Raw genomic sequence first — 25678 nt, 5'->3', positions numbered from 1 at the left:
GCGGGCCGACATGTCGAGCGAGGAAGCTTGCTGTGTTGCGTAACGTCCACCAGAACTCAATCGCCGGCTTCACTCGGCGCCTGGTGGCTCATCTGCTGGTTTTTAAAGAGCGGTGGCATGCGGGAATGCCTCTGGATCTGGCCGGTGTTGATCCGGCGATGAAGTGAGTATGAGTTTGCTCATATTTGCTGTCAATGGGGATTCTCATAAAAATATGATCTGACCCATATTCATTTTTGTCTGGACGAAAAAAAGCCCGCGCTAGGCGGGCTCAGATTTTTGGGCTTAAGACTAAAGCCTGCTCAATACCTTACTGGGGGCAAGGATGTTGCCGACGTAGTGAATCTTCTCGACGTCAGCCCAGGCGATCACTCTTCGCTCGCCATAGGCAGAATTGACTGAAGCTAAGTTCACGCCTTCTTCGTTCTCGAACAGAAGCTCCTTGACCATGCTCTGCCCGTCAGTAGTGGTAACCATGACATATTCGCCGGGCACCAAGCGGTGATTCGGCTCACACACCGCTATCCAGCCGCTTCGTATAGCAGGAGCCATCGAGTCGCCTTTCAGCCTGAGCGCGTATGCGTCTTCGTCGCGAGACCAGGTCTCAACCCAGCCTTCAGCGTTATCTAGCCCTAGCCAGTAACCGTCATTTCCAAGCTGGGCTGTGCCCACGATCTCAATCCTTCGAGTGGGTGAGGTGATTGGCGGGCCAGGCAGTACGTTGCCGTCGTTGTTCAGCATGCCCCCGCTACCATCGGCCAGCCATAGGGCGCTTACGCCGCACGCGCTGGCGATCTGGGCAATGAAGCTCGTCCCTTGGGATTTGCCACGCTCAAGGTTGGATATGGATGTCTGGTCCATGCCGACCTTGAGCGCGAGCTGACCCTGAGTGAGGTTGGCATGGGCTCTAGCTGCTTTGATTCGGTCTTTAAGTTCCATTGCGGAAGTATCAGGGGCGCTCCCATATCCTTGCAAATGACTGTTCCCATGGAATATCTTATGAGAATTCCCATATGGAGAGGCGCTATGAGCCCCATCTACAAAGAACTCGTCGCCCACTTCGGGACGCAAGAGGTTACCGCCGAGAAACTCGGAGTTGACCAAAGCACTGTCTCCGGATGGGTGCGAGGAAAGCACGGGATGTCTCCAGTAGTCGCAAAGCGCGCCGAGAGGCTGACCGCCGGCAAATTCAAAAAAGAAGATCTGTGTCCGGCGTTCCCTTGGGGAGACGTCGCCTGATGGTCCGGATTATCCCAAGTCTGGCATTGCGCCAGTAGTGGTGCCGCCCAGCTGTTCAAGCATCCAGTAGCTGAACAGCAGACGAAAAAAAACCGCCTGGCAGGGCGGCTTTCTCTACAGCAATTTACGAGGTCGATTATGCACTCAGCAACGGATGCTAGCAACACCGCACCATTGTTCGCTTCACACCTGAAATCCTTTCACCAGTCCGCCGCACTCAATGCCGCGCGAATGATTCGCCACCAGTACGCAGCCACCTCGAAAGCCGCACTCCGTCGAGAGTGTGTCGAGCACCTGCGGGCATCGCTGTGCGGAGGTGACGCGTGAGCACCGTCACCCCAATCCAACCGAAAAGCGGATTCACCCGAATGGACAACGACCTGTACGAGGCCTTGATCGGGGCTGAGCTGTCAGGCCGCGAGCTTCGTGTCGCCCTGGCAATCCACCGTCAAACCGCTGGTTACAACCTGGAGAGCGCCTGCATTGCGGCGTCGTACATCGCCCAGATGTCCGGAATCCGCCGTGAGGACGTGTCCCGAGCAATCTCCGAGCTGCTTCGTCAGGGTGTTATTCACCGTGAAGGCGGTAGCCGCAGCCCGATCGGTTTTGCCCCGGTCGGCGAGTGGAAGATCGATAAGAAAAACACCCATCCGAACAAGCCAAAAGAAGTGCCACAGTGTGGCGTTTCTAACACGTCCAATGTGGCGTTCCTGCCACACAATAAAGACAGAAATACAAATACCAATGCTAACGCATTGGTTGTCGACGCATCCGCATCGACCGGTGCCGAGGAAGGTGATCACGGCAACGACAAGGTCACCCCTCCAGCAGGCCAGCCCAAGGCTGCCAAAGTCGACAAGATCCCATATGCCCGGATTGTCGAGATCTACAACCAAACCTGCGGCCACGCGCTGCCCCAGTGCCTGAAGCTCAACGACAAGCGCCGCACTCGCATCCGGGCTTGCTGGAACCTGCAAATCAATGGCGTCCACCCGTTCCGCAAGAGTGAATTCTGGGCCGCGTATTTCTCCGACTGCCTTGCGGTCAAGCACTACACCGGCAGCAATGACCGTGGCTGGACTGCCGACATCGAGTTCCTGACCCGCGAAGCCACCGTGCTCAAGGTGCTGGAGGCGCAGCAATGATCGCTACTCGCCCACTGGTTGCCGAGGAAGCCGAATTCGGCGTCATTGGCTCGCTGATGCACCAGCCGTCCCTGATCGAAACCATCGGCGCCAAGGTTTCGCCCATGCACTTCCACCAGCAGGATGCCGCCGAGCTGTTCAGCATGATCCTTGCTGCACGGTCAGCAGGCCGCCCGGCAGACCCTGTGTCCCTCGCTGATATCCGGCCAACGCTGAGCAGCGGGGAGATGACGCTGGTGCGAGCCGCCGAGATCATGCGCAACACCGTCAGCGTGGCCAACGCCAACGAGTACGCGCGGATTGTCGTCGAGCGCTCGAAGGCCCGCATCGTCAACGATCTCGGCAAAACCATCATCGACCTGGCGTCACAGGCTCGACCCATGGCCCAGATCATCGCTGAGGTGCAAGAGGCCGCACTTTCGCTGAACAGTGAAGACGATGAGCCAGATGTGATCACGCTCGCCGAGGCGCTCGGGCCCGTGATTGACGAGATGGACGATCGATTCAATGGCAGGGGTATCAACGGTCTTTCTACCGGCCTCGCCGATCTGGACGGGCTGATTCAGGGGCTTCGCGGCTCGCACGTCATCATCGTTGCCGGTCGTCCAGGCACCGGCAAAACCACCCTTGGCCTGGGCATTGCCGAGTACCTGACCATTCGCGAGAGCAAGTCCGCGCTGGTGTTCTCTCTGGAGATGGCCGGCAAGGAGCTGGCCAAGCGCAGCCTGGCCTCGGCCTCGTCGGTTACCACCGGCAACATCGATACCGGCAAAGCCATGGGCGACGGCGAGCAGATCCAGAAAATCACTGCTGCCGTTGGGCGTATGCGTGATGCCGACCTGCGCATCTGCCAGAAGGGCGGTCTCCCGCTGAGCAGAATCCGCAACATCGCCCGCTTCCAGCACAAGGCCAAGCCGCTCGATCTGATCGTCATCGACTACATCGGCCTGATTGCGCCGGAGCCGGGCAGCCGCCAACAGAACAGGAACCTTGAGTTGGGTGCTATCAGCCGCGGCATCAAGGCCATGGCCAAAGAGCTGGACGTGCCGGTGATCGTCTTGGCGCAGCTCAACCGTGGCATCGAGACGCGCACCGCCAAGAAACCCCAGATGTCCGACCTGCGCGACTCGGGCGAGATTGAGCAAGACGCCGACATCATCCTGATCGCCCACCGCGATGCCGATTCGGACTTGGGCCAGAGCGGCGTTACCGAGATCGACGTGGTCAAGCACCGGCACGCGCCTGTCGGCCATTGCCTGCTGCAGCACCAGGGCGAGTTCGCCCGGTTTGCCAACTATGCCGGAACCCGCGAGCAGCAGCAGGTCGCGGCCCATCCGGCGCGCAAATCATCCCGCTCGCTACTGAACGACTTCAAACCTGGAGAAAGATTCTGATGCGCCAGTCCAAACTGACCAAGGCCGCGCGCGGCCGGGAGTGCCAGGTGCGCATCCCGGGCGTGTGCAATGGCAATCCCGAAACTACCGTGCTCGCTCACTACCGCCTGGCCGGTACCTGCGGCGTTGGCAAGAAGCCGCACGACATGCAGGGCGCCTGGTGCTGCAGTGCCTGCCATGACGCCTGCGACGGCCGCAGCAAGGCCGTAGATCGCGACACCGCTCGCCAGTACCACGCCGAGGGCGTCATGCGCACCCAGGCTGCGCTGATCAACGAGGGGGTGCTGGTCGCATGAATGCTCCTGCCCTTCGCCCGTTCAAGGCCAAAGCTGCCCGTGCCAAGCCCGTCGACCGGGAAGGGCAGGAGCAGGCCGCGCTGATGCAGGAGCTGCAGATGCGCTACCCGCAGGCCTACAAGCTGATCTACCACGTCCCGAACGGTGGGCATCGGGTAAAGGCCGTGGCCGCCAAACTGAAAGGGCAGGGCGTGAAGGCCGGTGTTCCTGACCTGGTGCTGCCGATGGCGCGCGGCGGTTACTTCGGTCTGTACATCGAGTTCAAGGCCATGCCGCCGTTCGATGCGCCGGTCTCGCCCAGTCAGGACGCCTACCTGCAGGCGCTGGCCGACCAGGGCTATCTGGCTATCGTGTGCCGGGGCAACATCGACGCCGTCGAGGCCATCCGCGCCTACCTGCTCCTGCCTGCAACGGTGGCTGCATGACGGTCGTGGTCGCGCTTTCCGATGCCGAGCTGCGCCGCCGGGCGCATGATCTGGACGCTGTGCTGCTGCGCGACCCGCGCCACCCTGGCCTGTACCTGCGCTTCACCGAGGATCGCCCGCGCGGCACCTGGTACCTCGTGGTGCGCAAGCAGTGGAACAAGATCGGCACCTACCCGGACCAGTCGGCCAAGGTGGTACTGGCTTCGCTGCCGGAGGTTCGCCAACGCCTGCTGAGCGAGGGCAAGGCCGCTGTCTCTGGCTGGGAGACGGTCGGCGAGCTGCTGGAATGGTTTGCCGACCGAGTCGAGCGCACCCGCAACCTGTCGAAGAGCCGGCGGGCCACGGCCAAGTCGGCCATTGCCTGCCACCTGCTGCCGCGTATTGGTAGCCTTGCTCTGGCCGATATGAGCCACAGCACCCTGGACAACCAGCTGGTCTGGCCGATGCAGGAACAGCTGTCGCTCGAGTACGTGCGCCTGGTGTTCGGCCTGTTGATCGACGCCTTCCGCAAGGCTCACGCCCTGGGCTTGGTCGCCCGCAACCCGATGGCCGGGATCAAGTTCAGCGACTTCACCAAGGCCAAGATCAAGGCCCGACCAGCGCGCCTGCGCGGAGTACAGATCGAGGACCTGCTGAGCCAACTCGCCGAGGTGATCGCCGACGAGCCCGCCGATGCCATGCTGGCCCTGCTGATGCTGTGCCACGGCAACCGCCTGGGCGAGACCCGCCAGGCCCAGTGGCCGCACATCGCCTTGGCCATCCGTAACTGGCACCTGCCGGCAGAGAACACCAAGACCCGTGCCGAGCACTCGCTGCCGCTGACTGAGCAGGTGTGCGCGCTGCTGACCTGGTACCGCGAGACCCAGAGGGCCAAGGGCTACACCGGCCAGTACCTGTTCCCGGGCAAGAGCGGCAAGTGCCTGAGCGAGAAGCAGGCATCGGAGGTGTTCACCCGCCTGGGGCAGGGCGAGTGGACCAGCCACGACCTGCGCAAGCTGGCCAGGACCTGCTGGGCGGAGCAGGGCATCGACTTCCTGATCGGCGAGCTGCTGATCAACCACGCGATGGGCCATAACGTGCAGGCCTACATCCAGACCACCGCCGAGGAGCGCAAGCGTGCTGCCCTGGAGCAGTGGCATGCGTTTCTAGACAGCAAGGGTTTCGACCGTATTCACGGGTTGAAGGAGGGTAGAAACGCAATTTCGGGTAAATGCCCGGAGGCCAAGCAGCACGCGGCCTGCGGCGTGATTCAGGAATCAACCATAAGCGAGGATTCGAAATGACGGATACCGACAAAAGCCGCGCCGAGTTCGAAGCCGCATTCGTCGAGGAGCAGGTTCGCTTGCACGGCGAAGGGTTCCGTGGGTCGGCGGTTCACATGATTTATCAGGACACGGTCAACGTGCAGGCAGCCCGCTGGGCGTGGCAGGCCAGTCGCCAGGCCTTGCGCGTCACCAATCCGTTTCCAGTCTTGATGGGCTGCCCGGATTCAGCGTGGGCTCGTGAGGTTGCTGAGAAGTCGCTTCGGGCTCAAGGGCTGAAGGTGGTCGGCTGATGAAGAAGCACGGTCCAGCCTTCAAGAAGGCCGTGATCGAGTTGGCTCAGTGCCCTTTGTGCCGTGGGAGAGCGGTCACCAAGAGCCTGTTTTACGAACTGCCATGCGACCACTGCAACGCCTCGGGCTTTGTGGCGGCTGCAACTGGCGAGGCCCTGGCCCTGGATGAACTGGTGACCCAGCTCAGCCTGGCCCTGCATGCAGCGCACCGGCAGATCGAGCAATTGAAGAACCCTCAGGCATCCGGGCCTGAGGCTACATATCAGGGAAGCAACCGGCGCGGCGCCGGCGGCACCAACTACACCGGCGATTGAGGGGAAGGACATGAGCAACGTAGAAAAGTCGGCTGAATACCTGCTGGAGCACTGGGGCCGCTGGGTTGTGCTTGGCTCGGGCGTTTCGTGCTGCGCATCGCGGGAAAACACCATCCTCGATCCGATGATCACGGATGATGATGCGCTGTTCATTGACCGCCTGGTTGGCCGGCTCAGTAAGCGGTACCCCGAGTGCGGCCAGGTCATCATCAAGTACTACACCTCCCGCGACACCTCGCTCAGGGATGTTGGCAAGAAGCTTGGCTTTGGTGAGGAGAAGACCCGCCAGCTGTGGAAGGCAGGTGTGGCCTGGATTGATGGTGCGATCGATATTCGTCGTGAAGCCGCTTGACAGCCCCGGTCCTCGCCCGTATCTTTCGTGTTACTTTGCGGTAGGTGCGCGAGAGCAAACTCGCCATCGCCAGCAGCCTCCTTAGAGCCTCGGCATTCGCCGGGGCTTTTTCGTTTTCGGCTCCACCACACCCATCGCCCCGAGCTGGGAGTGCTGTTGGGGCCGAACCTACTCCGCTCCCCAAAAGGGAGGAATCGAGATGCCAAACATGCCCGAGAAGGATCCTGGCCTGTGGGCCGTTGTGGTCGCCTGGTTGTTCGCCCATCAGCCTCAGCTGTATGCCGCTGGACTTTCTGTCGCGATCGCCGTCCTCAGGGTGGTGTACGGCGGCGGAACGCGCCGGCAGATGTACCTCGAAGGTGCACTGTGCGGGCTTGTAACGCTGTCCTTGGTGCCGCTTCTCGAGTGGCTTGGCCTGCCTCAAAGCATGGCCACGTTCGCTGGTGGTGCTGTTGGATTCCTTGGCGTCGAGAAGGTGCGTGGCTACTACGATCGCACTGCAACTCGGCGGGTAGAAGGCGGTGGCCTGTAGTGGATGCGCCACGCGGCGCGAATGGATCAATAAGTGGACAAAGGTGGCGTATGAGCGGGCCAGATCACTCTTCGATGTTAACCCTCGCCGAGATCAAGGTGACGCCGGAGCAGATGGCGATGATCCAGGGGAATCAGCAGGCCTTTCTGTCGATCTTCAAGCAGATGCTGGCCGAGCAGGCCAAGACCAATGAGCTGCTGGCCGGCTTCCTCCAGGCGCTGGCCGAAGACCAGGGTGATGAGCCTGATCCCGACGCAGCGCCCCAAACCTACTTGAGCGGCGAGCCCGTTCTAGGCGGTCGGTGATGGCCAAGCTTCCCACCCTGAAGTCGAGGCTGAAGCCGGTTGAAGGCCGCAAGCTGTCGACTACCAACACCTCGGAGCGCCGGATGACAGGCAGCAGGCTTCAATCTCGGCGCCTCCGGTTGTGGAAGGCATCCCCGACCTGCGCTGCATGCGGACGCGTTGTTGTCTATCCGCATGGCTTTGAGCTTGACCACCGCGTCCCGCTGCATCAAGGCGGCGCCGACACTGACGAGAACTGTCAGATCCTGTGCTGCGGGCCTGACGGCTGCCACCTGAAGAAGACGGCCTCAGATGGGGCCGAGCTAGGCGTGCACCAATCTGGCGCGGAATAGAGGACTTGAGGTGCTAGAGCCGGGGGGAGGGTAAAACCTCACAGCCTTCCACGCTCGGAAACCTCGCCCCCTCCCATTCGCAGATTTTTTCCCCTTTCACGGAAAAGTTAACCATGGCTTTAACCGACAAGAAGCGACGGTTTGCTGACGCTTTGCTGTCGGGGGCGTCAAATCGAGAGGCGGCAATCGCCGCTGGATATTCAGAGAAAACCGCGTCGCAAGCAGGCTCCAAGCTCGCGAAGGACCCGGACGTCATCGCTGCAATCGGTCGCCACCTGCGTGACCGACAGGCTGAGTCGACAGAAGTTAAACCAGGTCGAAAAGTTAAAGCTCCGCCGCCTGACGATGGCGCTGTTGGCGAACTCGACCTAGGCGACTTCGACGACCCGATGGATTTCCTGAAGGCTGTCATGAACGAGCAGGCCGCCGAGCCCAAGCTGCGCGTCGATGCCGCAAAAGCCTTGCTCCCCTACAAGCACGGCAAGGTCGCCGACCAGGGCAAGAAAGATCAGAAGGCCGCTGCGGCCGATCAAGCCAGCAAGGGGCGCTTCGGAGCCCGTCCGCCACCGAAGCTGGTGGTCAACAACAAGGGGTGATGCATGGAGTGGACGACCGCCTGCCCAGACTGGGAGGCTCGGATCGTTGCCGGCCAATCGCTGATTCCCTTCAAGCCGCTGTTTCCCGATGAGGCCCAGGCCGCGCTTGAGGTGTTCAAGGCGCTCAAGGTCGTCGACCTGCCAGGCCAACCGACATTCGGCGAGTGCTGCGATGAGTGGGTGTTCGACTATGTTGCCGCCATCTTCGGCGCATACGATGCCGATCGCGGCAAGCAGTTGATTCGTGAGTTCTTCCTGCTGATTAGCAAGAAGAACACGAAATCCACGATAGCCGCCGGCATCATGCTGACGGCGCTAATCTTGAACTGGCGGCATGACGAGGAGCTGCTGATCATCGCGCCGACGATCGAGGTCGCGGCCAACAGCTACAAGCCTGCCGCCGGTATGGTGCGTGCTGATCCAGAACTCAGCGAGCTGCTGCATGTGCAAGACCACATCCGCACCATCACCCACCGGGTGAACAATGCGGCGCTGAAGGTGGTGGCTGCCGATACCGACACGGTCTCTGGCAAGAAGTCCGGCAAGATCCTGATCGACGAGCTGTGGGTGTTCGGCAAGCGCCCGAATGCCGATGCCATGTTGATGGAGGCTACAGGCGGCCAGATTTCCCGCGACGAAGGCTTTGTCATCCTGCTGTCGACGCAGAGCGACGAGCCGCCGGCCGGGGTTTTCGAGGAGAAACTGAATTACTACCGGGATGTGCGCGACGGGGTGGTCGAAGATCGTAAGTCTTTGGGCGTCCTGTACGAGTTTCCCGAGGCCATGGTGAAGAGCAAGGCCTACCTCCAGCCGGACAACTTCTACGTCACCAACCCCAATATGGGGCGGTCGGTGAGTCGGGAGTGGCTGGAAGACGAACTGGCGAAGAACCTCCGCAAGGACGAGGGGAGTCAGCGCAAGTTCTTGGCCAAGCACCTGAACATTCAGATCGGCATGAACCTGCGGGCGAACCGCTGGGCCGGTGCCGATCACTGGGAAGGCCAGGGCGACAAAAAGCTAACCCTGGACGAACTGCTGCGCAGGAGCGAGGTGGTAGTGGCCGGCATCGACGGTGGAGGCCTTGATGACCTGCTGGGACTAAGCCTTATCGGGCGCGAGAAGATCACCAGGAAGTGGCTGCACTGGGCGCACGCTTGGGCCCACAAGATCGTGCTGGAACGCCGGAAGGACATCGTCAGCGTGCTGAAAGACTTCGCTGCAGATGGAGACCTAACCATCGTCGACTTGCCAGGAGACGATGTGCGGGATGTTGCTGACATCATCTGTCAGGTGCGTGACGCAGGTCTGCTGCCTGAAAAACAGGCAATTGGCGTAGACGCCTCGGGCATCGGCGACATCATTGACGAGCTCACCACCGAGGAGCGAGGCATCACTATGGAGCGTATCGCTTCGGTGTCCCAGGGCTGGCGACTTAACGGCGCGATCAAGACCACCGAACGCAAGGTTGCTGGTGGCGAATTCATTCACGGCAACTCCCGGCTTATGGCCTGGTGCGTGGGCAACGCCAAAACCGTTCAAGTCGGCAACGCCCTTGCCATCAACAAGCAAATCAGCGGTACCGCAAAGATTGACCCGCTGATGGCGACATTCGATGCGGCAACCCTTATGGCACTCAATCCTGCGGCTTCTGTCGCAGGCGACTTTCTCGACTTCCTGTCAAAACCATTGAGCATGTAATGGCCGATACCGATTACAGCATTGACTTGCGGACCCGGAGCCCATTCTGGGCGCGCCTGGCGAGCTTCTTCGTGGGTGGCCGACTTGTAACCCCGGAGAAAGGCTCGCAGGGTGGCCCGGTATCAGCCAGTGGCACGGTGGGCGACTCGGTGATCACCGACGAGCGGGCGCTGCAAATCTCAACCGTTTTCGCCTGCGTCCGCTTGATTTCCAGCGTGACCGCTAGCTTGCCGCTGGATGTGTACGAAACCCAGGGCAATGACCGACACAAGGTCGGCTTGGAAAATCCGCTGGCAAGGCTGTTGCGCTACAGCCCAAACCGTTTCATGACGGCCGTGGAGTTCCGCACGGCCATGACGATGCAGTTGTGTTTCTATGGCAATGCTTACGCCTTGATTGAGCGTAATGGTGCTGGCGACGTGATCAGCCTCATACCGCTTATGTCGGTGAACATGGACCCGCGCCTGGAGAATGGCCGGATCGTCTACCGCTACCGCCGCGACACCGAGTATGCCGACTTCAAGCAGGCGGAAATCTTCCACCTGAAGGGTTTCGGCTTCAACGGCCTGGTAGGTCTGTCGCCGATCGCGTTCGCGGCCAAGACCGCAGGGGTAGCGGTGGCGATGGAGGATCAGCAGCGCGACTTCTATGGCAATGGCGCGAAATCACCGCAGATCCTCATGACGGGAGACAAGGTGCTCAGCAAGGAGCAGCGCGGCCAGCTGGAGGAGAACTTCAAGGAGATTGCCGGCGGGCCGGTGCGTAAGCGGCTGTGGATCCTGGAGGCGGGATTTTCCACCCAGTCCATCGGCGTCAGCCCGCAGGATGCCGAAACCATGGCATCCCGCAAGTTCCAGGTCAGCGAACTGGCCAGGTTCTTCGGCGTCCCTCCGCATTTGGTGGGTGACGTGGAGAAGTCGACGAGCTGGGGCTCTGGCATCGAGCAACAGAACTTGGGTTTCCTGCAGTACACCCTGTCGCCTTATCTCGACTGGTGGGAGCAGTCCATCTGGCGGTGGCTGGTGAAGCCAGCCGACCTTAGCCGATATCACGCCGAGCACAACCTGGACGGTTTGCTTCGCGGTGATTCGGCAGCCCGCGCGTCTTTCATGGGCACGCTGGCAGACAAGGGGCTTCGGACCATCAACGAACTGCGACGGCTGGACAACATGCCGCCCTTGCCCGGCGGCGATGTGGCCACCCGGCAATCGCAGAACGTGCCAATCACCCAACTCGGTAACCCAGACCCCGCACCCAGCGGGGTTTGATTTTTCTGGAGGCAGCAAATGCCCAGCGTTTGCAAAACCCTGGCCTTCGATCAGGCCGCAATCAAATTCGCCAACGGTGGCGCTCAGGGCGTCTTCGAGGGCTACGCCAGTGTGTTCGGTGTTGTGGACAGTGACGGCGACATTATCGAGCCGGGCGCATTCGCCCAGGCGCTCAAGACGCAGACCCGTGCTGTGGCCATGTTCTTCAACCATCGGCGCAACGAAATCCCGGTCGGCAAATGGCTCGACCTGGCAGAGGACAGCAAGGGGCTGTATGTCCGAGGTGAGCTCACGCCCGGCAACCCTCAGTCGGAGGCACTCAAGGCCGCGATGATCCATGGAACCGTGGGCGGCATGTCCGTCGGGTTCAGTGCGGCTAAACAGGACGTCACTTCGATCGCAACTGGCTACTCCTTCCGGAACGTGACGCGCTTGAGTGAGATCAGTGTGTGCACCTTTCCGGCCAACGAATCGGCCACCGTCTCCACGCTTAAGAGCATGGAGACCATTGAAACCATACGCGACGCGGAGAACTGGTTGAGAGATTCAGCCGGCCTTTCCAAGTCCGAAGCGCAGGCGTTCATTGCCTGCATCAAGTCCGCAGTTCGGAGCGAGTCCGAAGGCGGCGACGACATCGCCGCGCTCATCGAGCGCATCAACACCTTCCCGAAACTCTGAACCGAGGATCTATCCATGTCCGAACTGGCCCAAGTCCAGAAGGCGATCGAGACCGCACAGACTCGTATGACCGAGCTGTTCGATGCTCAGAAGAAAGAAATCGAGGCGACCGGCGCCGTCAGCAAGCAGTTGCAGTCCGATCTGACCACCGTGCAGGAAGAGCTCAAGACCGCAGGCACCCGCCTGTTTGATATCGAGCAGAAGCTGGCCGGCGGCAACCCGGACAATCCGGAAAACAAGAAGTCCTTCGCCGAGCGCACCGCCGAAGACCTGAAAAAGAGCTGGGACGGCAAGTCCAGCAAGGTTGACGTGAAGAGCTTCAACAAAGCCCTGGGTAGCGGAGCTGCGTCGGCTGGCGTGCTGGTCCAGCCACAACAACTGCCCGGCATCCTGATGCCGGGTCAGCGTCGCCTGACCATTCGCGACCTGCTCGCCCAAGGCCGCATCAGCTCCAACTCCATCGAGTACGTTCGCGAGAATGTTTTCACCAACAGTGCGGCACCGGTGGCTGAGGGCAACCTCAAGCCAGAATCGAACCTGACCTTCACCAAGCATACCGCCGGCGTGAAGACCATTGCCCACTGGATTCAGGCCTCTCGCCAGATCATGGACGATGCGCCCATGCTCGAGTCCTACGTCAACAATCGCCTGCTGTACGGCCTGGCCCTGGTTGAGGAAGGCCAGCTGCTGAACGGCGACGGTACCGGCGACAACCTGGAAGGCCTGAACCACGTCGCTGACGAGTACGACGAAGATCTCGACGCCACCGGCGACACCCGGGCTGACAAGATCGCTCACGCGATTTTCCAGGTGTCGGAGTCGGAGTTCGATGCGTCCGGCATCATCCTCAATCCGCGTGATTGGCATTCCATTGCCATGTTGAAGGATGCCGATGGCCGCTACATCTTCGGCGGGCCAGCCGCATTCGCTGCCCGCGTGATGTGGGGTCTTCCGGTCGTTCCGACCAAGGCTCAGGCGCAAAACACCTTCACCGTTGGTGGCTTTGACCTGGCCTCGCAGGTCTGGGATCGCATGGATGCCACTGTTGAGATCAGCCGCGAGGATCGCGACAACTTCGTGAAGAACATGCTGACTCTGCTGTGCGAGGAGCGCTTGGCCGTGGCTCACTACCGCACCAGCGCGATCATCACCGGCCAGTTCGGCACCCCAACCCCTTGATGACTGAGGCGGGGCGGGCAACCGCCCCGGCATGCAGATGAAGAAAATCCGAGCGTTGCGCCAGTTTTCTCACTATCACGCGGGCAACTTCTCGCAAGGCGAGTCGCGCAAAGTGTCCGACTCTGCCGCCGAGGCGCTGGTGGGAATGGGGCTTGCGGTATGCGTGGACGCCCCGCAGGCTGCTGACCAGCAGCAGGACCAGCAGCAGGACCAGCAGCAGGACCAGCAGCAGGACCAGCAGCAGGACCAGCAGCAGGACCAGCAGCAGGACCAGCAGCAGGACCAGCAGCAGAAAGAAGCTCCGGTCACCGAAGCCAAGGCAGGTAAGAAAAAATGACCATCACGGCACTGGAACTGCTGCCGATCGGCATGATTCGCCAGCACCTCCGTGTCGATCACGAAGACGAAGATGAGCTGATCGAGCTATATGCCGAGTCGGCGCTGGCCTGGTCGTTGTGGTACTGCGACAACCCGAAATTGACGCAACTCTCCGACTTCAAGGCCAGCTTCAAGACCGCCATGCTGCTGCTGATCGCCCATTCCTACGAGAACCGTGAGGCGGTGGCGGTAGGCGTCAGCGGGGACGAAATGCCGTTGGGCGTAACTTCCCAACTGTGGTCTTCCCGTGACCTCAGCTCGACCATCAAGGAGGCGCCCAATGAAAGCGGGTGATCTTCGGCACCGCATCGAACTGCAGCACAAGGTCACGCCACGCGACCCGTCGACCCTGGAGTTCGGTGCGCCCGAGTGGCAATTGTTCGCAAAGGTGTGGGGTAAGGTAACACCATTGTCCGCTCGCGACTTGATTGCCGCGCAGGCCGCTCAGTCCGAAGCAACTGCCCGCATGGTGATCCGGTACCGGCCTGGCGTGCTGCCGACCATGCGAATCCTCTACCGAGGAGAGTTGTATAGCATCGAAGGCCCACCGCTGGAGGACGCCAAGTCAGGCCTCGAGTACTTGACCATCATGGTTTCGAAGGGGGTAAAGGATGGCTGATGGCGTCGAGTTCAGCATTCTCGGCCTGGAAGACCTGCTTGGAAAACTGGGTGAGGTCAGCATTGACGTTCGTCGCAAAGGTGGCCGCGCAGCGCTCCGCAAGGCCGCGCAAGTGGTGGTGCAGAAAGCCAAAGAGGCCGCCGAGCGGGTCGACGACAGCGCCACCGGGCGGTCTATCTCGGACAACATCGCATTGCGTTGGAATGGCCGGCTGTTCAAGCGTACTGGCGATCTGGGTTTTCGGATCGGGGTGCAGCATGGCGCAGTGCTGGCTAAGAAAGGCGAAGGGGTCGATACCTCCACCAATGCGCCTACACCACATTGGCGCTTGATTGAGTTCGGTACCGAGAAGATGGCGGCTGCACCATTCATGCGTCCAGCGCTAGCGGACAACATCAGCCTGGTGACCAACACCTTCGTCACTGAGTACGAGAAGGCAATCGACCGTGCCATCCGGCGCGCAGCGAAAAAGGCAGCATCCTCATGACACCACCGATCGTCCAGGCCTGCTTGAACAGTCCGGCCGTGACCGCGCTGCTTGGCGTTGGCACCGCCATGCGTCTCTACTCGTTTGGAGAAGCGGAGCAGGGCGTGGCCAAGCCATATGCCGTATGGCAGATCGTCAACGGCACTCCAGAAAACTACCTGGCTGGCCGCCCTGATCTGGATGGCTTCACCCTGCAGGTTGACGTCTACGCCACCACCGGAGATTCCGCGCGCAAGGTCCGTGATGCCATCCGTGACGCGGTTGAGCTTGAGGCCTACGTCACCCGCTGGGGCGTTGAAGGCCGCGACCCGGAAACTAAAAACTACCGTGCCAGCTTCGACGTGGACTGGATGGTCCTGCGGTAGCGTGCTCGCATCGCAACCTAAGACCCGGAGAGACATCAATGACAAGAAGCATCGACGAAATAATTGCCGAAAACGCCAGATTAAAAAACTTGGAGCAAAGTGTTTTCCGCATGGCCGAATCCATCCGCAACCGAGAATGGGATGTGTCGGCAGAGACCGGTGCCGCCGGCGAGATTCATGCAGCGATTACGTCGTTGTATCTGGATTTAGAGAGCGAAGCTGAAGCACGAATGAGCTTAGAAGAGAAAATGGCCCAAGCAGGGCCACGCTTTTAAAGCGATTCCAAGTGGGCCATACCCATGGGGGTGATTCGTTCTGTGGCGGTCCACCTGATCATTAGATTTCCTGAAACCATGCGGGTCGCCTTACAGCTCAGAAGGCCCCGCCGCGCCAGAATTGCAATCCGCTCTTTCATCTCCGGCGAGCTCAGGTTGGAAGCACTGTCATCGCCCTCAATGAAATATCGGTGAATCTGCCTCAGTGCCTCGTCTAGCTGCTCTTGCGTAACAACTATGCGTCCTTTCATCTGATCTCCCAGGGTGTTATGCATGGCGCGCCATTATGCGCGGCAGGCAAAAAGCTACTACGTCCACAAGCTTCCGGGTACTGGGTTTCTATACAAGCTGGATGCCCGGACAGTTCCGCTCACATCATCAGCCCGCCTTGTGCGGGTATTTTTTTGCCCGCAATTGGAGAAACCCATGGCGATTCTCGCTCAAGGTACTCAGATTTATGCCCTGGTGCCCAAGGTCGGTACCCCGTCTCAGTTCGAAGTCATGGAGGTGGAGTGCGCAACCGCCTTCAACCCAGGTGGTAACCCGGCTGACCAAGTTGAGGTTACCTGTCTCAGCGACACCGTCCGCAAGTACCTGCGCGGCCTGCGCACCCCCGGCCAGGCTTCCCTGACCCTGAACGTCGATCCGCGCAACCCATCCCATGTACGCCTTCACCAGATCTCGGAAGACGACACCATCGAGAGCATCCGCTGGGTGGTTGGCTGGTCTGACGGCAAGGACATCAAGCCAACGGTCGGCGTTGCCGGCGCGCTGGCGGCGATCGAGCTGACCAATGGCGGTACCGGCTACACCTCGGCGCCGACCGTTGCGTTCTCGGGTGGCGGCGGCACCGGCGCTGCAGCCACCGCGATCATCGAAGACGGCAAGGTGGTTGGGTTCAACATCACCAACGCCGGCACTGGGTACACCAGCGCACCGAGCATTACGCTGACCGGAGGTGCCGGCTCTGGTGCTGCGGCTTCCGCAATCCTGGGCGATGCGGATGACTTCGTACTGCCTCCGACCCGCACCTGGTTCCTGTTCGACGGCTACGTCTCTGACTTCCCGTTCGACTTTGCCGCCAACGCGGCGGTCACCACGGCGGCCACCATCCAGCGCTCCGGCGGTTCCGCCTGGATTCGCAAGACCACTAACGTCTGAGGTAACGCATGAAACTGACACTCGACGCGCTCAAGGGCGTAGGTTCGTTCACTGGGCGGCCGGTAGAGAAGGAAATCAAGTGGCGCCAGAATGGTACGGACTACACCGCAACCGTCTACGTCCGCCCAATGGGCTACCAGACAGCGGTGAGCGATGTACTCTCGGTCAGTAGCAAGCAAGACAGTATTGCCGGCCGCATTGCAGCTTCTATCTGCGACGAGCATGGCTATCCAGTGTTCAGCAGCCCGATGGACATCACTCATGGCCCGCTCGATCCGGTTGAGCTTGAAAAGGACCCAGAGAGTCAGAAGCGCCTGGGATCCCTTGATGGAAATCTGTCCGTAGCTCTGTTGTTCGCTATCCAGGAGGTCAACGACCTGGGAAAGACGAAGAGCTCACCGAGCGAGACGAAGTCTGGCACGAACTCGTCCTCTCCGGCGTCGGGGGGGCGACGATCGCGCAAGCCAAGGAAAACCTCAGCCTGAGCGAATTTCGGTCTTGGGTGAAGTACCGGAAACGTCGCGGCACGCTTCATCTGGGCATGCGAGTGGAGCGATCGGTGGCCATGCTTGCGGCGCTGACGGCCAATCTGCACCGTGACCCGCAGAAGACGCCGACGCCCTACAGCTGGAAGGATTTCGCCCTGCATGAGGATGAAGAGGGGCCCATCTCCCTTCAAGAGGCCATGGCTTCTTGGGCGTAGGCATTCAACCCTGCCGGTAATGATGGTAAATTGCCGTCCTTCAATGAAAGGGATTGCAGGGAGCCCAAGCCATGGCAGTAAACCCAGAACCATTTAATGCCGTGCCGATGCTGATAGGGATGACGGCTTTGTACTTTCTACCATTCCTGATTTCAGTGGTACGAGGGCATCACAACAAAGCTTCGATATTCTTTCTGAATCTGTTTCTTGGCTGGACTTTTATAGGTTGGATTGCGGCGCTTATATGGTCAGTGTCTGCGATAAAAAGTCATGCTCCAGTCAAGCACAAGGAGATATTGGTGACGCGGCCAGACAGGGACGATCCGTACTTGAAGCTTGAGAAATTGGCCGAGCTGAGAGATCGCGGACATCTCACCGCCGAAGAGTTTGAAGCGGAGAAGTCCAAGGTTCTTAGTCGATAGTTACAATCATGGTAATGAGCCCGCCAAGTGCGGGCTTTTTTATGCTCGGAGAAAAAGATGGCCTCAAGATCGCTGGGCACTTTGACTCTGGACGTTATTGCGCAGGTTGGCGGATTTGTAGCCGGCATGGACAAGGCGGAGCGTAGTTCCGCCAAATGGCGGAAAGAGGTTGAAAAGAGTGCCAAGGCAGTAGGGACTGCCGTTGGAGCTGGGGTTGCCACCGCCGTCACAGCCTTCACGACGATGATGGTGTCAGCGGTAAACTCAGCGTCTGAGATATCCAATCTTGCTGCAGTAGCGAACGTTAGCGTCACTGATTTCCAAAAGATGGCCGTAGGGGCCAAGACCGTAGGGGTCGAGCAAGACAAGCTTTCCGACATTCTCAAGGACGTGAATGACAAGGTCGGTGACTTCCTGAACACCGGCGGCGGCGGGATGGCGGACTTCTTTGAACAGATTGCGCCGAAGGTCGGAGTCACGGCTGACCAGTTCCGTAATCTGAGTGGCAGCCAGGCCCTCGGGCTTTATGTATCCAGCCTTGAGAAGGCTGGCGTCAGCCAGTCAGAAATGACCTTCTATCTTGAGGCTATAGCCAGTGATGCTACGGCGTTGCTGCCACTGTTGCGGAACAACGCCGAAGGTTTCAAAAAATACGGCGATGCCGCCGAAGCTGCTGGCTCCATAATGGACGAAACGACCATTCTGGCGGCCAAGCAGTTCAGCAATGAGCTAACAGTGCTTGGCACTTATTTAGGAGCAGTGAAAACTACGCTGGCGGCTGAGTTCATGCCTGTATTGGCACAGCTTTCCAAGGACTTGGCAAGCAGCACTCAAGAAGCCGGAGGGTTGAAATCACAGATCAGTGCCCTTGCTGACTCAATGATTGAGACTGTAGCTGTTACAGCTAGCATCGGTGACGGCATTGCTCGTGCGTTCAATATCACTGCACAGACCTTGGTCGGTAGTTTTGATACGGCCATGTATTATCTGAATTCTATTGGCGCTGCCGGTAACGAAATTCTCGGGAAGATTACTTTCGGTGAGACCTCGCGAAATTTCAAAACAGCCGCCGAGAACATGCGCCAAGACGCACTGGTCAATTTTGGAAACGCACGGGTAGCAATTGAAGAAATAAATAAAGAGCTTGCCAAGCCGCTTGCGGGCGACAAAATTCGACAGTATGTAATTGACGCAAAAAAAGCCGCTGCGGCGCTTGGGGGCACCACCCCTACGGGCACATTCACTCCAACCACACCAGCCCAGCAAGAGGCCGCGAAAGCTGCGGAAGCCGCAGCGAAGAAACTGCAGGGCCAGTTCGATACCGCCGAAGAGGGCTACAAGCGGCAGATCGCGCTGATCAACACCGAGACCGACAAACGCAAGGAGGCCACCGAGGTCGCTAAGCTCCAGTTTGAATTGGAGTCTGGAAACCTCACCGGCCTGAGCGCCAAGCAGCAAGAGCGCCTGAAAGGTCTGGCCGCCGAGCTTGATCAACTGAAAAAGCTGAAGCAGGCAAAGGAGGATGACAAGGCGGTCGCGGCATTCGATGCGAGCGTGAAGCGGCAGTTGGACATTGACCAGCGCGCACTGGATGCGCCCCTGCTGAATGCCTACAGCAGCGATGAGATGAAGCAGCGCGCCTTGGACCTGCTGGCCATCGAGCAGGACTACCAAGATCAGCTTGAGGACCTCCGGCAGCGGCATGAGGCTGGCGACGTGTCCGACTCGGCATACGAGCGCGAGACGGCGATTCTCAACGACGCACTCGAGAAGCGCCGGGCTATGCAGGAGAAGTACTACGAGGACATCGACAAGCTGCAGCAGAACGCCGGCGCTGGCTTCATCAGCGGCTTCGCGAGCCAGGCCGACGCGGCGATGGACCTCTACAGCAATATGCAGAGCGTCGGCGCGGATGCATTCAGCTCGCTGACGGATATGGTTACCGAGTGGGCCGAAACCGGGAAGATGAACGTCAAGGGCTTCGCGGCAACCTTCATGCAGTCGATCGGCCATGCACTGATGTCCTACGCAGCCGCCCAGGTCGCCATGGCGGCATTGAGCGCGTTCACAGCAATGATCGGCGTTCCGTTTGTTGGGCCAGTGATTGCACCCGGGGCAGCGATCGCCGCAGCGGGTGCTGCTGGCGTACTCATGACGGCAGTGGGCGCGGCGCTGGACGGCCAGGCTCACGACGGCATCGACTACGTTCCGGCCGACGGTACCTGGAACCTCAAGAAGGGCGAGCGGGTAACCACCGAGAAGACCAGCGCCAAGCTGGATCGGACGCTGAGCAGCATTCAGTCCGATCAGGATAGCCGTGGGCAGAAAGGTGCAGGGCAGGCCCCATCGGTCAATGTTTACGAGGCACCACCCGGAACTCAGGCGACCGCCAGCTGGAAAAATGAGCAATGGGTGATCGATGTCATTTGCGGCAGTGCCGCCCAGGACGGGCAGGTCCATGACGTGTTGTCACAAAAATACGCGCTTAGCACGGTGGGACGATGAACGACGCAACCATTCAGTACCCCCGGCAGTTGCCTAAACCGCTCCAGGACGGGTACCAGCTAGAAACAGTCAGCCCGAAGATGTCGACGACCATGGCGTCGGGCAGGGTTCTTGAGCGCCGCAGGGCGGTCAGTGTGCCTACCCGGCCCAGGGTGCGGTGGCTCATGAATGGAAATCAGGCCGCGTTCTTTGAGGCCTGGTTTTCTCGGGTGCTCAATGAGGGAACGAAATGGTTCGACATGGAGTTGCTCACCACTCAGGGCCTGATGGTACGGACCTGCAGGATTCTTGGCATGTACGAGGGGCCCAAGCTTGTCAGTGGTCGATTCTGGGAGTTCTCCGCGACCCTCGAGTTGCAAGAGCGGCCGCTGATCCCGCCAGGCTGGGAGCAGTTCCCCGACTACTGGTTCAACATGGATATCTTCGACCTGGCCATGGCCGGCAAGGGCCACTGGCCGGAGGCATGATATGGATCCTTTGGAGGTAGCGTTTGCATCGCCTTCTGGTGCAGAGGTTCTGATTCCGGCGCTCGAGCTGACCAGCAATGCGTGGGCTGAGCCAGTCCTGCTTACCCATATGTTCACGGACATCACCGCTGTCGATGAGGTTGGCCGGGTTCTCACCTATGAGGCCGGCGGTATCGACGTGTCGATGCCGAAGAAGGACAACACCGGCAGCCAGGCGATAACGTTCGCCATTGACGGTGTCACGGGTAAGGCTCAGGGGCTGGTCAAGCAGGCTATCGATCAGGAGGAGGTGGTCCGTCTGACCATGCGGCTGTACCTGAGCACCGACCTCTCCAAACCGGCCCGCCGGCCGTACTACATGAAGGTGGGGGGCGGAAAGCTGGAGGTGGATCACGTTGAGGTCCAGGCCAAGTACTTCGACCTGATCACCATCAAGTTTCCCCGGGACGACTTCAACTCCCAGACCGCGCCCTGCATCAAATACGAAGGCTGACCCATGTTCAATCGATATCTCGCTGCGATCTACCAAGATCGCGGGCGCGAACTGCCGCGCGTGGACTGCTGGGGCCTGACCCGGCTGGCTCGGCATGAGCTCTATGGCCTGCCACTGCTGGCCAGCTTCGGCGGCGTCGTCAAGACAAGCGCGGTTTCGTTCCAGCGCGCTTATCGGCGGCAGGTTGAGGCGGCGCTGGAGGAGTGTCAGCCGTTCGCAGGCGCTATAGCAGCAGCAATGGATGGAGATTCCTGCGTGCATGTCGCCCTGGTAATTGCCAAGGATGGGCGCCTCCAGGTTCTGGAGATCAACCCGGATTCCGCAGCCCGGATCGTCCGGCTGCAGGACTTCATGGAAAACTTCAGCAGAGTGATTTTCTACCGTGATCGAATTCTTCGCGAACAAGCTTGATCCGCAGCCGTTGCAGCGTTATCCGGTCAAGCGGGAAACCACGCTCGACGCCTGGTTGCGCGGGAATGTGGCCAATTACCGCCGCAACCGCCGTCGGATTCGCCGAGGTGAGCTGCAGCCGGTCAGCGTCACGGTGAATGGTGATCTGGTGCATGTCAGTGCCTGGCGCGTAACGGACATCGGGCCTGACGACGATGTACGGATCTGGCGCGAACCCAAGGGCGTCGACCCGATCACCATCACCATTGCCACGATCAAGGCGGCCCAGGCCGTCTTCAAGCTGTTCATGCCCCGCATCAAGATGCCCAACACGCAGGGTGCACGGCAGGGCGACCCACTGGAGAGCTCGCGCACCAAGGCGAACCAGGTGCGCTATGGCGACATCATTCGCGAGGCCTTTGGGCGAAACAAGATCTACCCCGATTACATCGTCCCCCAGCGCCGCAGCTTCCCTACGGAGCGTACCGAGTGGGTGCAGATGCTGCTGGCAATAGGTGTCGGCGAGTTCGATATCCAAGCCAGCGATATCATGATCGGGGATACCCCCATCATTTCGCTGGGCAGCAACGCCCGCTATAAGATCTACGGCCCGGGGGAGAGCGTAGCGCTCGATCCTGCCGCCCAGTGGTGGTATGCGGTCTCCGAGGTTGGCGCTACGTCCACAGGCACGGCCGGCATCGACCTTCGGACTACAGTACCGGCCACGCCGGCAGCTGCAGCTCAGGCCTATCAGTTCGACGGTGACCTGGTGGCGGTTCCAGAGGGCGCCGGCGCCCTGCCGGACGACTGGGCCGCCGGCATGCTTCTTCGTGTCGAGGTCATGTACCCGTATGAGGTCACTGCCGGTACGGGGGTTGGTGGGCGCGACACCATCACGGGGCCGCTGGGCCAGCTTGGGGCGTTCCCTGGCATGGTCATCGAGGTGGTGGGGGCCAACGAAGGGCGCTATATCGTCAACGACTTCACGCCGTCCACGCTCACAGAGCCGGCGGCGATGACGCTCAACACCACCGACGGAGCCCCTGTTTCCGGTTTGCAGTACGGCACGGGCTGGGCCTGCATTGGCTACAACGGCCTGCGCTACCGGATATCTGCGGCCAACACAGCGCAGATCGCGCTCGAGCGCCTTACCGACACCGGCGACGCCGATGAGGATTGGCCAGGTTTCGACTACATCGAAAGCAACTCGGCCTCACTGCGGCTGGACAGCTCAACCCTTGAGGGGGATTGGGCCGGATCATTCGCGGGATGCCCCGTAGGCGAACTGGCTTCCACCATCGAGGTGGACGTGATGTTTCCGCAGGGGCTCGCCAGCGTCGACAAAAAGGGTCGCGTCAATGAGATGTATGTGACCTTCGAGGTCCAGTACCGCGACATTGCGACAGCAGGGGCGTGGTCCTCCTACAGCGAGACCATCACCCGAAACACCCTGGACCAGATCGCTTTTACCCGCGCTATCGCTCTGCCGTACCCGATGCGGCCAGAAGTCAGGATGCGTCGGATCGGCGCAAAGTCGAGCGACACCAACGTCCAGGATACGATCCAGTGGTACGGCCTGCGATCCAGGCTTCCAAGTCCCGCTTCTTACCCAGGTATCACCACCATCTCGGTGGCGGTAGCAGGTGGTGGCCGGCTCGGCGCCCAGTCAGAGAATCGGGTTTCTGTGGTCGGCACCCGCATCCTGCCCACGCGCGAAGACGGGCATTGGACCGAGAAACGGCCGGTGCGCGACCTGGTGGCGCCATTCTGCTACGTGGCCAAGAAGGTCGGGTATGAGGATGCAGATCTCGACCTGATGGAAATCGACGCCCTGGCAACTGTATGGAAGGCTCGGGGGGATACCTTCGACTTCCAATACGACTCGGCCAGCACGGTGAAAGAAGTGCTGGGCGACATTCTCGCCGCCGGCTTCTCGGAGCTCACCACCGGGCGCGGCAGGCTTCGGCCTGTGCGCGACGGGCTCCGTGAAGGTGTGGATCACAACTACACCACCCCGGCAGCTGATGGCGAGGTCTGGGCCTACTCGGCGCAGAGCATGACTGGATCGCTCTCGCGGGCCTTCACCTCGCCGGCGCCGGATGACAATGACGGCGTCGACTGCGAGTACATCGACAGCCGCACATTCCAGAAGCAGGTGGTGAAGTGTCGGCTTCCTGGTGATCAGGGGCGTCGGGCAGAAAAGGTCAGCGCAATCGGGATCACCGACCGTGACAAAGCCTACCAGCACGGCATGCGCCGGCGTTCGGAGCAGCGCTATCGCCGCTGGACGTACAGCTTCGATACGGAGCTTTCGGCCAACAACAGCGATTACCTCAGCCTTGCCGGCGTGTCAGACGACACCCCAGGGAGCGGGCAGAGCACCTTGCTGAAGTCCTTCTCTGCGGACGCCGACGGCGTGGTGCTGGAGTGCTTCGACCCTATCGACTGGGAGTCGATGCCAATGGCACAGGTCGCACTGCGCAAGCAGGACGGCCGTATCGATGGTCCCTGGAGCGCTACCCGAATCGACGATTACCGGATGCGCGTGCCGCAGATCGGGTTTACGCCGGATGTGAGCTGGGAGCGCGAGCCCCCGCACTTGCTGTTTGGCCGGATCCATCCGGTGCTGGTGACCAGCGTAGACCCCAAAGGCTTGGAAAGCTGCTCTACCAAGGGCGTCAACTACGACGACCGGGTTTACCTATTCGATAGCGCTCTCGCGCCCGCTGACGCTTAACCATTCGATGAGCCCCGCCCAGTGCGGGGTTTCATTTTAGGAGTATCCATGCGCTACAACACCAAAAACCCGGTTGAGCCGAATGGATCGTCCGACTTCCGCGATGCTTTCGACAACACCGCGAACCTCGACCTTGCTGCGAACGGTGATGCGGAGATCTGGGTTGACCGGAAGGGGCGAAACAGAACCTCGGTGAAGGGGATGGAGAACCGCTTCGATGCTTCCCAAGGGCAGCGCGATGTGGAGTTCCAACAAGCCCAGGCCACCCGTGATGTCCAGTATCAGCAGAAGCTGGCCTCCATGGGCTGGTCGACCATTGGCGACTACGCCGCCGGCCTGACCATCACTACCAGCGACCAGGTATTCCGCCGTGATGGGGAGTACTGGAAGCCAAAGCCATCGACGGCGCTTCCCTACACGACGACTGGAGTGTGGGCCAGCGAGTCGAGCAAGTTCGCCCCGATCGGTGACGGTGTGTTGCGTCAGGAGATGGCGCAGCCTGATGGCGACACCCTGATGCACACCCGGGGAAATCGAACTCAGCGGCAGAAAAACGACGACCAGGTCAGCATTGCCGACTACGGCGGTACCGGTATCGGCGACGATACAGTGGCCTTCAACACAGCGGCCCTTGCAGCCAATGGCCGTGAAATCCTGATCCCGTTCCCGGCTGTCACCATCACCTCGGCGAGCAATGCCCAGGGCTGCATGGTGCGCGGGCAGAACACGGTGGTGGATGGCCATATCCGCAACTGCGCTGGACTGACGGGTATCTCGATCCGTGGGCACCGTCAGGATCAGGTCAACAACTTCATGCAGGAGCCTGGTACGCGACGAAAGATGCTGATTCGCCGGGCCACCGACGCCGCCTACTTCGTGGCTACCCAGAAAATCGGGTCGAAAAGCGGCTCAGTCGTGTTCCAGCTGCTCAAGGACTTGTCGACCCCGACCAACAGCTTGGGCGGAGCACAGCAATTCCTGCGCTGTGGCTATGTGCACAATTGCGTCGGCGTCTACGGCACCAGACTGCAGGGTGCCACCACCACCGTCGGCACCTGGGACACCTACAATGTGCCGCCTGGCAACCTTGGGCATACCGCAGCAGAGGCCTGGAGCCCTCTGGTGATTCGCCAGTCCACCAGTGCAAACGCCGCGCTTACCTACTCGGTGACTGTGCCACGAAGCGGAAAGATCACCTTGGCCATTCTCGGCAGCTCCGGGTCGCCATCGGCCGTCGAGTTGTCCGTGGATGGAGTGGTGCAGAAGACGGTCAACCCGCAGACCTGGATTGGCATTATCAACAGCATCACCCTCGAAGCGCTGCCCGGCGCTCGTAGCATCAGGATCCGCAATGCCAGCGGCACTGGC

At 60.4% G+C, this 25678-nt stretch carries 35 protein-coding genes and 2 pseudogenes; 35 read left to right on the top strand and 2 right to left on the bottom strand.

Annotated elements, in window-relative coordinates; genetic code table 11:
- Positions 1 to 32: 32 nt before the first annotated feature.
- Complete coding sequence (locus tag APH35_RS29430; protein ID WP_256213779.1) at positions 33 to 167, top strand: hypothetical protein; 135 nt, start codon at positions 33 to 35, stop codon at positions 165 to 167.
- A 124-nt stretch (positions 168 to 291) separates the two neighbouring features.
- On the opposite strand, the gene APH35_RS17310 is transcribed toward APH35_RS29430, so the two are convergent.
- Complete coding sequence (locus APH35_RS17310) at positions 292 to 939, bottom strand: XRE family transcriptional regulator (protein WP_060515178.1); 648 nt, start codon at positions 937 to 939, stop codon at positions 292 to 294.
- An 87-nt stretch (positions 940 to 1026) separates the two neighbouring features.
- Here APH35_RS17310 and APH35_RS17305 point away from each other — a divergent pair, with 87 nt between their 5' ends.
- From APH35_RS17305 to APH35_RS17165, 29 genes and pseudogenes are all read left to right on the top strand, one after another.
- On the top strand, positions 1027 to 1239 hold the full coding sequence (locus APH35_RS17305; RefSeq protein WP_060515177.1) for a Cro/CI family transcriptional regulator: 213 nt from the start codon (positions 1027 to 1029) through the stop codon (positions 1237 to 1239).
- 323 nt (positions 1240 to 1562) lie between these two features.
- Positions 1563 to 2384 carry a replication protein gene (locus APH35_RS17300; protein ID WP_060515176.1) on the top strand — a complete coding sequence of 274 codons (822 nt, stop codon included), beginning with the start codon at positions 1563 to 1565 and terminating at the stop codon, positions 2382 to 2384.
- Complete coding sequence (locus APH35_RS17295) at positions 2381 to 3778, top strand: DnaB-like helicase C-terminal domain-containing protein (RefSeq protein ID WP_060515175.1); 1398 nt, start codon at positions 2381 to 2383, stop codon at positions 3776 to 3778. The genes APH35_RS17300 and APH35_RS17295 overlap by 4 nt, the downstream gene beginning before the upstream one ends.
- Positions 3778 to 4074: a DUF1364 domain-containing protein gene (locus tag APH35_RS17290; RefSeq protein ID WP_060515174.1), complete on the top strand. Its 297-nt coding sequence runs from the start codon at positions 3778 to 3780 to the stop codon at positions 4072 to 4074. The genes APH35_RS17295 and APH35_RS17290 overlap by 1 nt, the downstream gene beginning before the upstream one ends.
- Positions 4071 to 4499 (top strand): VRR-NUC domain-containing protein, encoded by a 429-nt coding sequence (locus tag APH35_RS17285; protein WP_060515173.1) that lies wholly within the window; start codon positions 4071 to 4073, stop codon positions 4497 to 4499. The genes APH35_RS17290 and APH35_RS17285 overlap by 4 nt, the downstream gene beginning before the upstream one ends.
- Entirely contained in the window at positions 4496 to 5782 is a 1287-nt protein-coding gene (locus tag APH35_RS17280) for a tyrosine-type recombinase/integrase (protein WP_060515172.1), read from the top strand. Before APH35_RS17285 ends, APH35_RS17280 begins: the two co-directional genes overlap by 4 nt.
- Positions 5779 to 6054 carry a hypothetical protein gene (locus tag APH35_RS17275; RefSeq protein ID WP_060515171.1) on the top strand — a complete coding sequence of 92 codons (276 nt, stop codon included), beginning with the start codon at positions 5779 to 5781 and terminating at the stop codon, positions 6052 to 6054. The genes APH35_RS17280 and APH35_RS17275 overlap by 4 nt, the downstream gene beginning before the upstream one ends.
- Positions 6051 to 6368 carry a hypothetical protein gene (locus APH35_RS17270; protein ID WP_060515170.1) on the top strand — a complete coding sequence of 106 codons (318 nt, stop codon included), beginning with the start codon at positions 6051 to 6053 and terminating at the stop codon, positions 6366 to 6368. The genes APH35_RS17275 and APH35_RS17270 overlap by 4 nt, the downstream gene beginning before the upstream one ends.
- Before the next feature lie 10 nt (positions 6369 to 6378).
- Positions 6379 to 6720 carry an antiterminator Q family protein gene (locus tag APH35_RS17265; protein WP_010952642.1) on the top strand — a complete coding sequence of 114 codons (342 nt, stop codon included), beginning with the start codon at positions 6379 to 6381 and terminating at the stop codon, positions 6718 to 6720.
- Positions 6721 to 6919: 199 nt separating this feature from the next.
- Positions 6920 to 7252, top strand: a complete 333-nt coding sequence (locus APH35_RS17260; RefSeq protein ID WP_060515169.1) for a phage holin, lambda family — start codon at positions 6920 to 6922, stop codon at positions 7250 to 7252.
- A 74-nt stretch (positions 7253 to 7326) separates the two neighbouring features.
- Positions 7327 to 7557 carry a hypothetical protein gene (locus APH35_RS28850; RefSeq protein WP_060515168.1) on the top strand — a complete coding sequence of 77 codons (231 nt, stop codon included), beginning with the start codon at positions 7327 to 7329 and terminating at the stop codon, positions 7555 to 7557.
- Positions 7557 to 7889 carry an HNH endonuclease gene (locus APH35_RS17250; RefSeq protein ID WP_060515167.1) on the top strand — a complete coding sequence of 111 codons (333 nt, stop codon included), beginning with the start codon at positions 7557 to 7559 and terminating at the stop codon, positions 7887 to 7889. Before APH35_RS28850 ends, APH35_RS17250 begins: the two co-directional genes overlap by 1 nt.
- A 113-nt stretch (positions 7890 to 8002) precedes the next feature.
- Positions 8003 to 8485 (top strand): terminase small subunit, encoded by a 483-nt coding sequence (locus APH35_RS17245; RefSeq protein WP_060515166.1) that lies wholly within the window; start codon positions 8003 to 8005, stop codon positions 8483 to 8485.
- Between the two features lie 3 nt (positions 8486 to 8488).
- Positions 8489 to 10183 carry a terminase large subunit gene (locus APH35_RS17240; RefSeq protein ID WP_060515165.1) on the top strand — a complete coding sequence of 565 codons (1695 nt, stop codon included), beginning with the start codon at positions 8489 to 8491 and terminating at the stop codon, positions 10181 to 10183.
- Positions 10183 to 11451 (top strand): phage portal protein, encoded by a 1269-nt coding sequence (locus tag APH35_RS17235; RefSeq protein ID WP_060515164.1) that lies wholly within the window; start codon positions 10183 to 10185, stop codon positions 11449 to 11451. The genes APH35_RS17240 and APH35_RS17235 overlap by 1 nt, the downstream gene beginning before the upstream one ends.
- An 18-nt stretch (positions 11452 to 11469) precedes the next feature.
- Positions 11470 to 12129: an HK97 family phage prohead protease gene (locus APH35_RS17230; RefSeq protein WP_060515163.1), complete on the top strand. Its 660-nt coding sequence runs from the start codon at positions 11470 to 11472 to the stop codon at positions 12127 to 12129.
- Between the two features lie 15 nt (positions 12130 to 12144).
- Complete coding sequence (locus APH35_RS17225; protein ID WP_060515162.1) at positions 12145 to 13308, top strand: phage major capsid protein; 1164 nt, start codon at positions 12145 to 12147, stop codon at positions 13306 to 13308.
- A 37-nt stretch (positions 13309 to 13345) separates the two neighbouring features.
- Complete coding sequence (locus tag APH35_RS17220) at positions 13346 to 13645, top strand: hypothetical protein (protein WP_156341224.1); 300 nt, start codon at positions 13346 to 13348, stop codon at positions 13643 to 13645.
- Entirely contained in the window at positions 13642 to 13980 is a 339-nt protein-coding gene (locus APH35_RS17215; protein ID WP_060515160.1) for a head-tail connector protein, read from the top strand. Before APH35_RS17220 ends, APH35_RS17215 begins: the two co-directional genes overlap by 4 nt.
- On the top strand, positions 13967 to 14305 hold the full coding sequence (locus tag APH35_RS17210) for a phage head closure protein (protein ID WP_060515159.1): 339 nt from the start codon (positions 13967 to 13969) through the stop codon (positions 14303 to 14305). Before APH35_RS17215 ends, APH35_RS17210 begins: the two co-directional genes overlap by 14 nt.
- Positions 14298 to 14792, top strand: a complete 495-nt coding sequence (locus APH35_RS17205) for an HK97-gp10 family putative phage morphogenesis protein (protein WP_060515158.1) — start codon at positions 14298 to 14300, stop codon at positions 14790 to 14792. The genes APH35_RS17210 and APH35_RS17205 overlap by 8 nt, the downstream gene beginning before the upstream one ends.
- Entirely contained in the window at positions 14789 to 15157 is a 369-nt protein-coding gene (locus APH35_RS17200) for a DUF3168 domain-containing protein (protein ID WP_060515157.1), read from the top strand. Before APH35_RS17205 ends, APH35_RS17200 begins: the two co-directional genes overlap by 4 nt.
- 38 nt (positions 15158 to 15195) lie before the next feature.
- A complete protein-coding gene (locus APH35_RS17195; RefSeq protein WP_060515156.1) occupies positions 15196 to 15432 on the top strand; it encodes a hypothetical protein in 237 nt (78 codons plus the stop codon).
- Positions 15433 to 15705: 273 nt separating this feature from the next.
- Positions 15706 to 16197 (top strand): annotated as a pseudogene (locus APH35_RS29425) (phage tail tube protein); the annotation flags it as partial.
- Positions 16198 to 16320: 123 nt separating this feature from the next.
- Entirely contained in the window at positions 16321 to 16593 is a 273-nt protein-coding gene (locus tag APH35_RS29420; RefSeq protein ID WP_256213783.1) for a phage tail tube protein, read from the top strand.
- Positions 16594 to 16601: 8 nt separating this feature from the next.
- Positions 16602 to 17078 (top strand): phage tail assembly chaperone family protein, TAC, encoded by a 477-nt coding sequence (locus APH35_RS17180; RefSeq protein WP_060515153.1) that lies wholly within the window; start codon positions 16602 to 16604, stop codon positions 17076 to 17078.
- 17 nt (positions 17079 to 17095) lie between these two features.
- Entirely contained in the window at positions 17096 to 17296 is a 201-nt protein-coding gene (locus APH35_RS29855) for a hypothetical protein (protein ID WP_060515152.1), read from the top strand.
- Positions 17297 to 17367: 71 nt separating this feature from the next.
- Positions 17368 to 17718, top strand: a complete 351-nt coding sequence (locus APH35_RS17170) for a superinfection immunity protein (RefSeq protein WP_060515151.1) — start codon at positions 17368 to 17370, stop codon at positions 17716 to 17718.
- Between the two features lie 57 nt (positions 17719 to 17775).
- The gene (locus APH35_RS17165) at positions 17776 to 20223 is read left to right on the top strand and encodes a phage tail tape measure protein (protein WP_060515199.1); all 2448 of its coding nucleotides are present in this window, start codon (positions 17776 to 17778) and stop codon (positions 20221 to 20223) included.
- Between the two features lie 13 nt (positions 20224 to 20236).
- On the opposite strand, the gene APH35_RS29415 is transcribed toward APH35_RS17165, so the two are convergent.
- A complete protein-coding gene (locus tag APH35_RS29415; protein WP_256213778.1) occupies positions 20237 to 20389 on the bottom strand; it encodes a hypothetical protein in 153 nt (50 codons plus the stop codon).
- On the opposite strand from APH35_RS29415, the gene APH35_RS29410 reads away from it, so the two are divergent.
- The 5 genes and pseudogenes from APH35_RS29410 to APH35_RS17140 form a co-directional block, all read left to right on the top strand.
- Positions 20388 to 20690 carry a hypothetical protein gene (locus APH35_RS29410; RefSeq protein WP_256213777.1) on the top strand — a complete coding sequence of 101 codons (303 nt, stop codon included), beginning with the start codon at positions 20388 to 20390 and terminating at the stop codon, positions 20688 to 20690. The two genes, APH35_RS29415 and APH35_RS29410, sit on opposite strands and share 2 nt — an antisense overlap.
- Before the next feature lies 1 nt (position 20691).
- Positions 20692 to 21183: a DUF1833 family protein gene (locus tag APH35_RS17155; protein WP_060515149.1), complete on the top strand. Its 492-nt coding sequence runs from the start codon at positions 20692 to 20694 to the stop codon at positions 21181 to 21183.
- A gap of 3 nt (positions 21184 to 21186) precedes the next feature.
- Positions 21187 to 21594 (top strand): hypothetical protein, encoded by a 408-nt coding sequence (locus tag APH35_RS17150; protein WP_060515148.1) that lies wholly within the window; start codon positions 21187 to 21189, stop codon positions 21592 to 21594.
- Entirely contained in the window at positions 21566 to 24310 is a 2745-nt protein-coding gene (locus APH35_RS17145; protein WP_060515147.1) for a host specificity factor TipJ family phage tail protein, read from the top strand. The genes APH35_RS17150 and APH35_RS17145 overlap by 29 nt, the downstream gene beginning before the upstream one ends.
- A 48-nt stretch (positions 24311 to 24358) precedes the next feature.
- Positions 24359 to 25678: pseudogene (locus APH35_RS17140) on the top strand (hypothetical protein); the annotation flags it as partial.

This window comes from Pseudomonas sp. NBRC 111132 (assembly GCF_001320565.1).
Taxonomy (GTDB): domain Bacteria; phylum Pseudomonadota; class Gammaproteobacteria; order Pseudomonadales; family Pseudomonadaceae; genus Aquipseudomonas; species Aquipseudomonas putida_P.
Note: the sequence above shows the minus strand (reverse complement) of the source record. Positions and strands in the feature narration are given on the sequence as shown.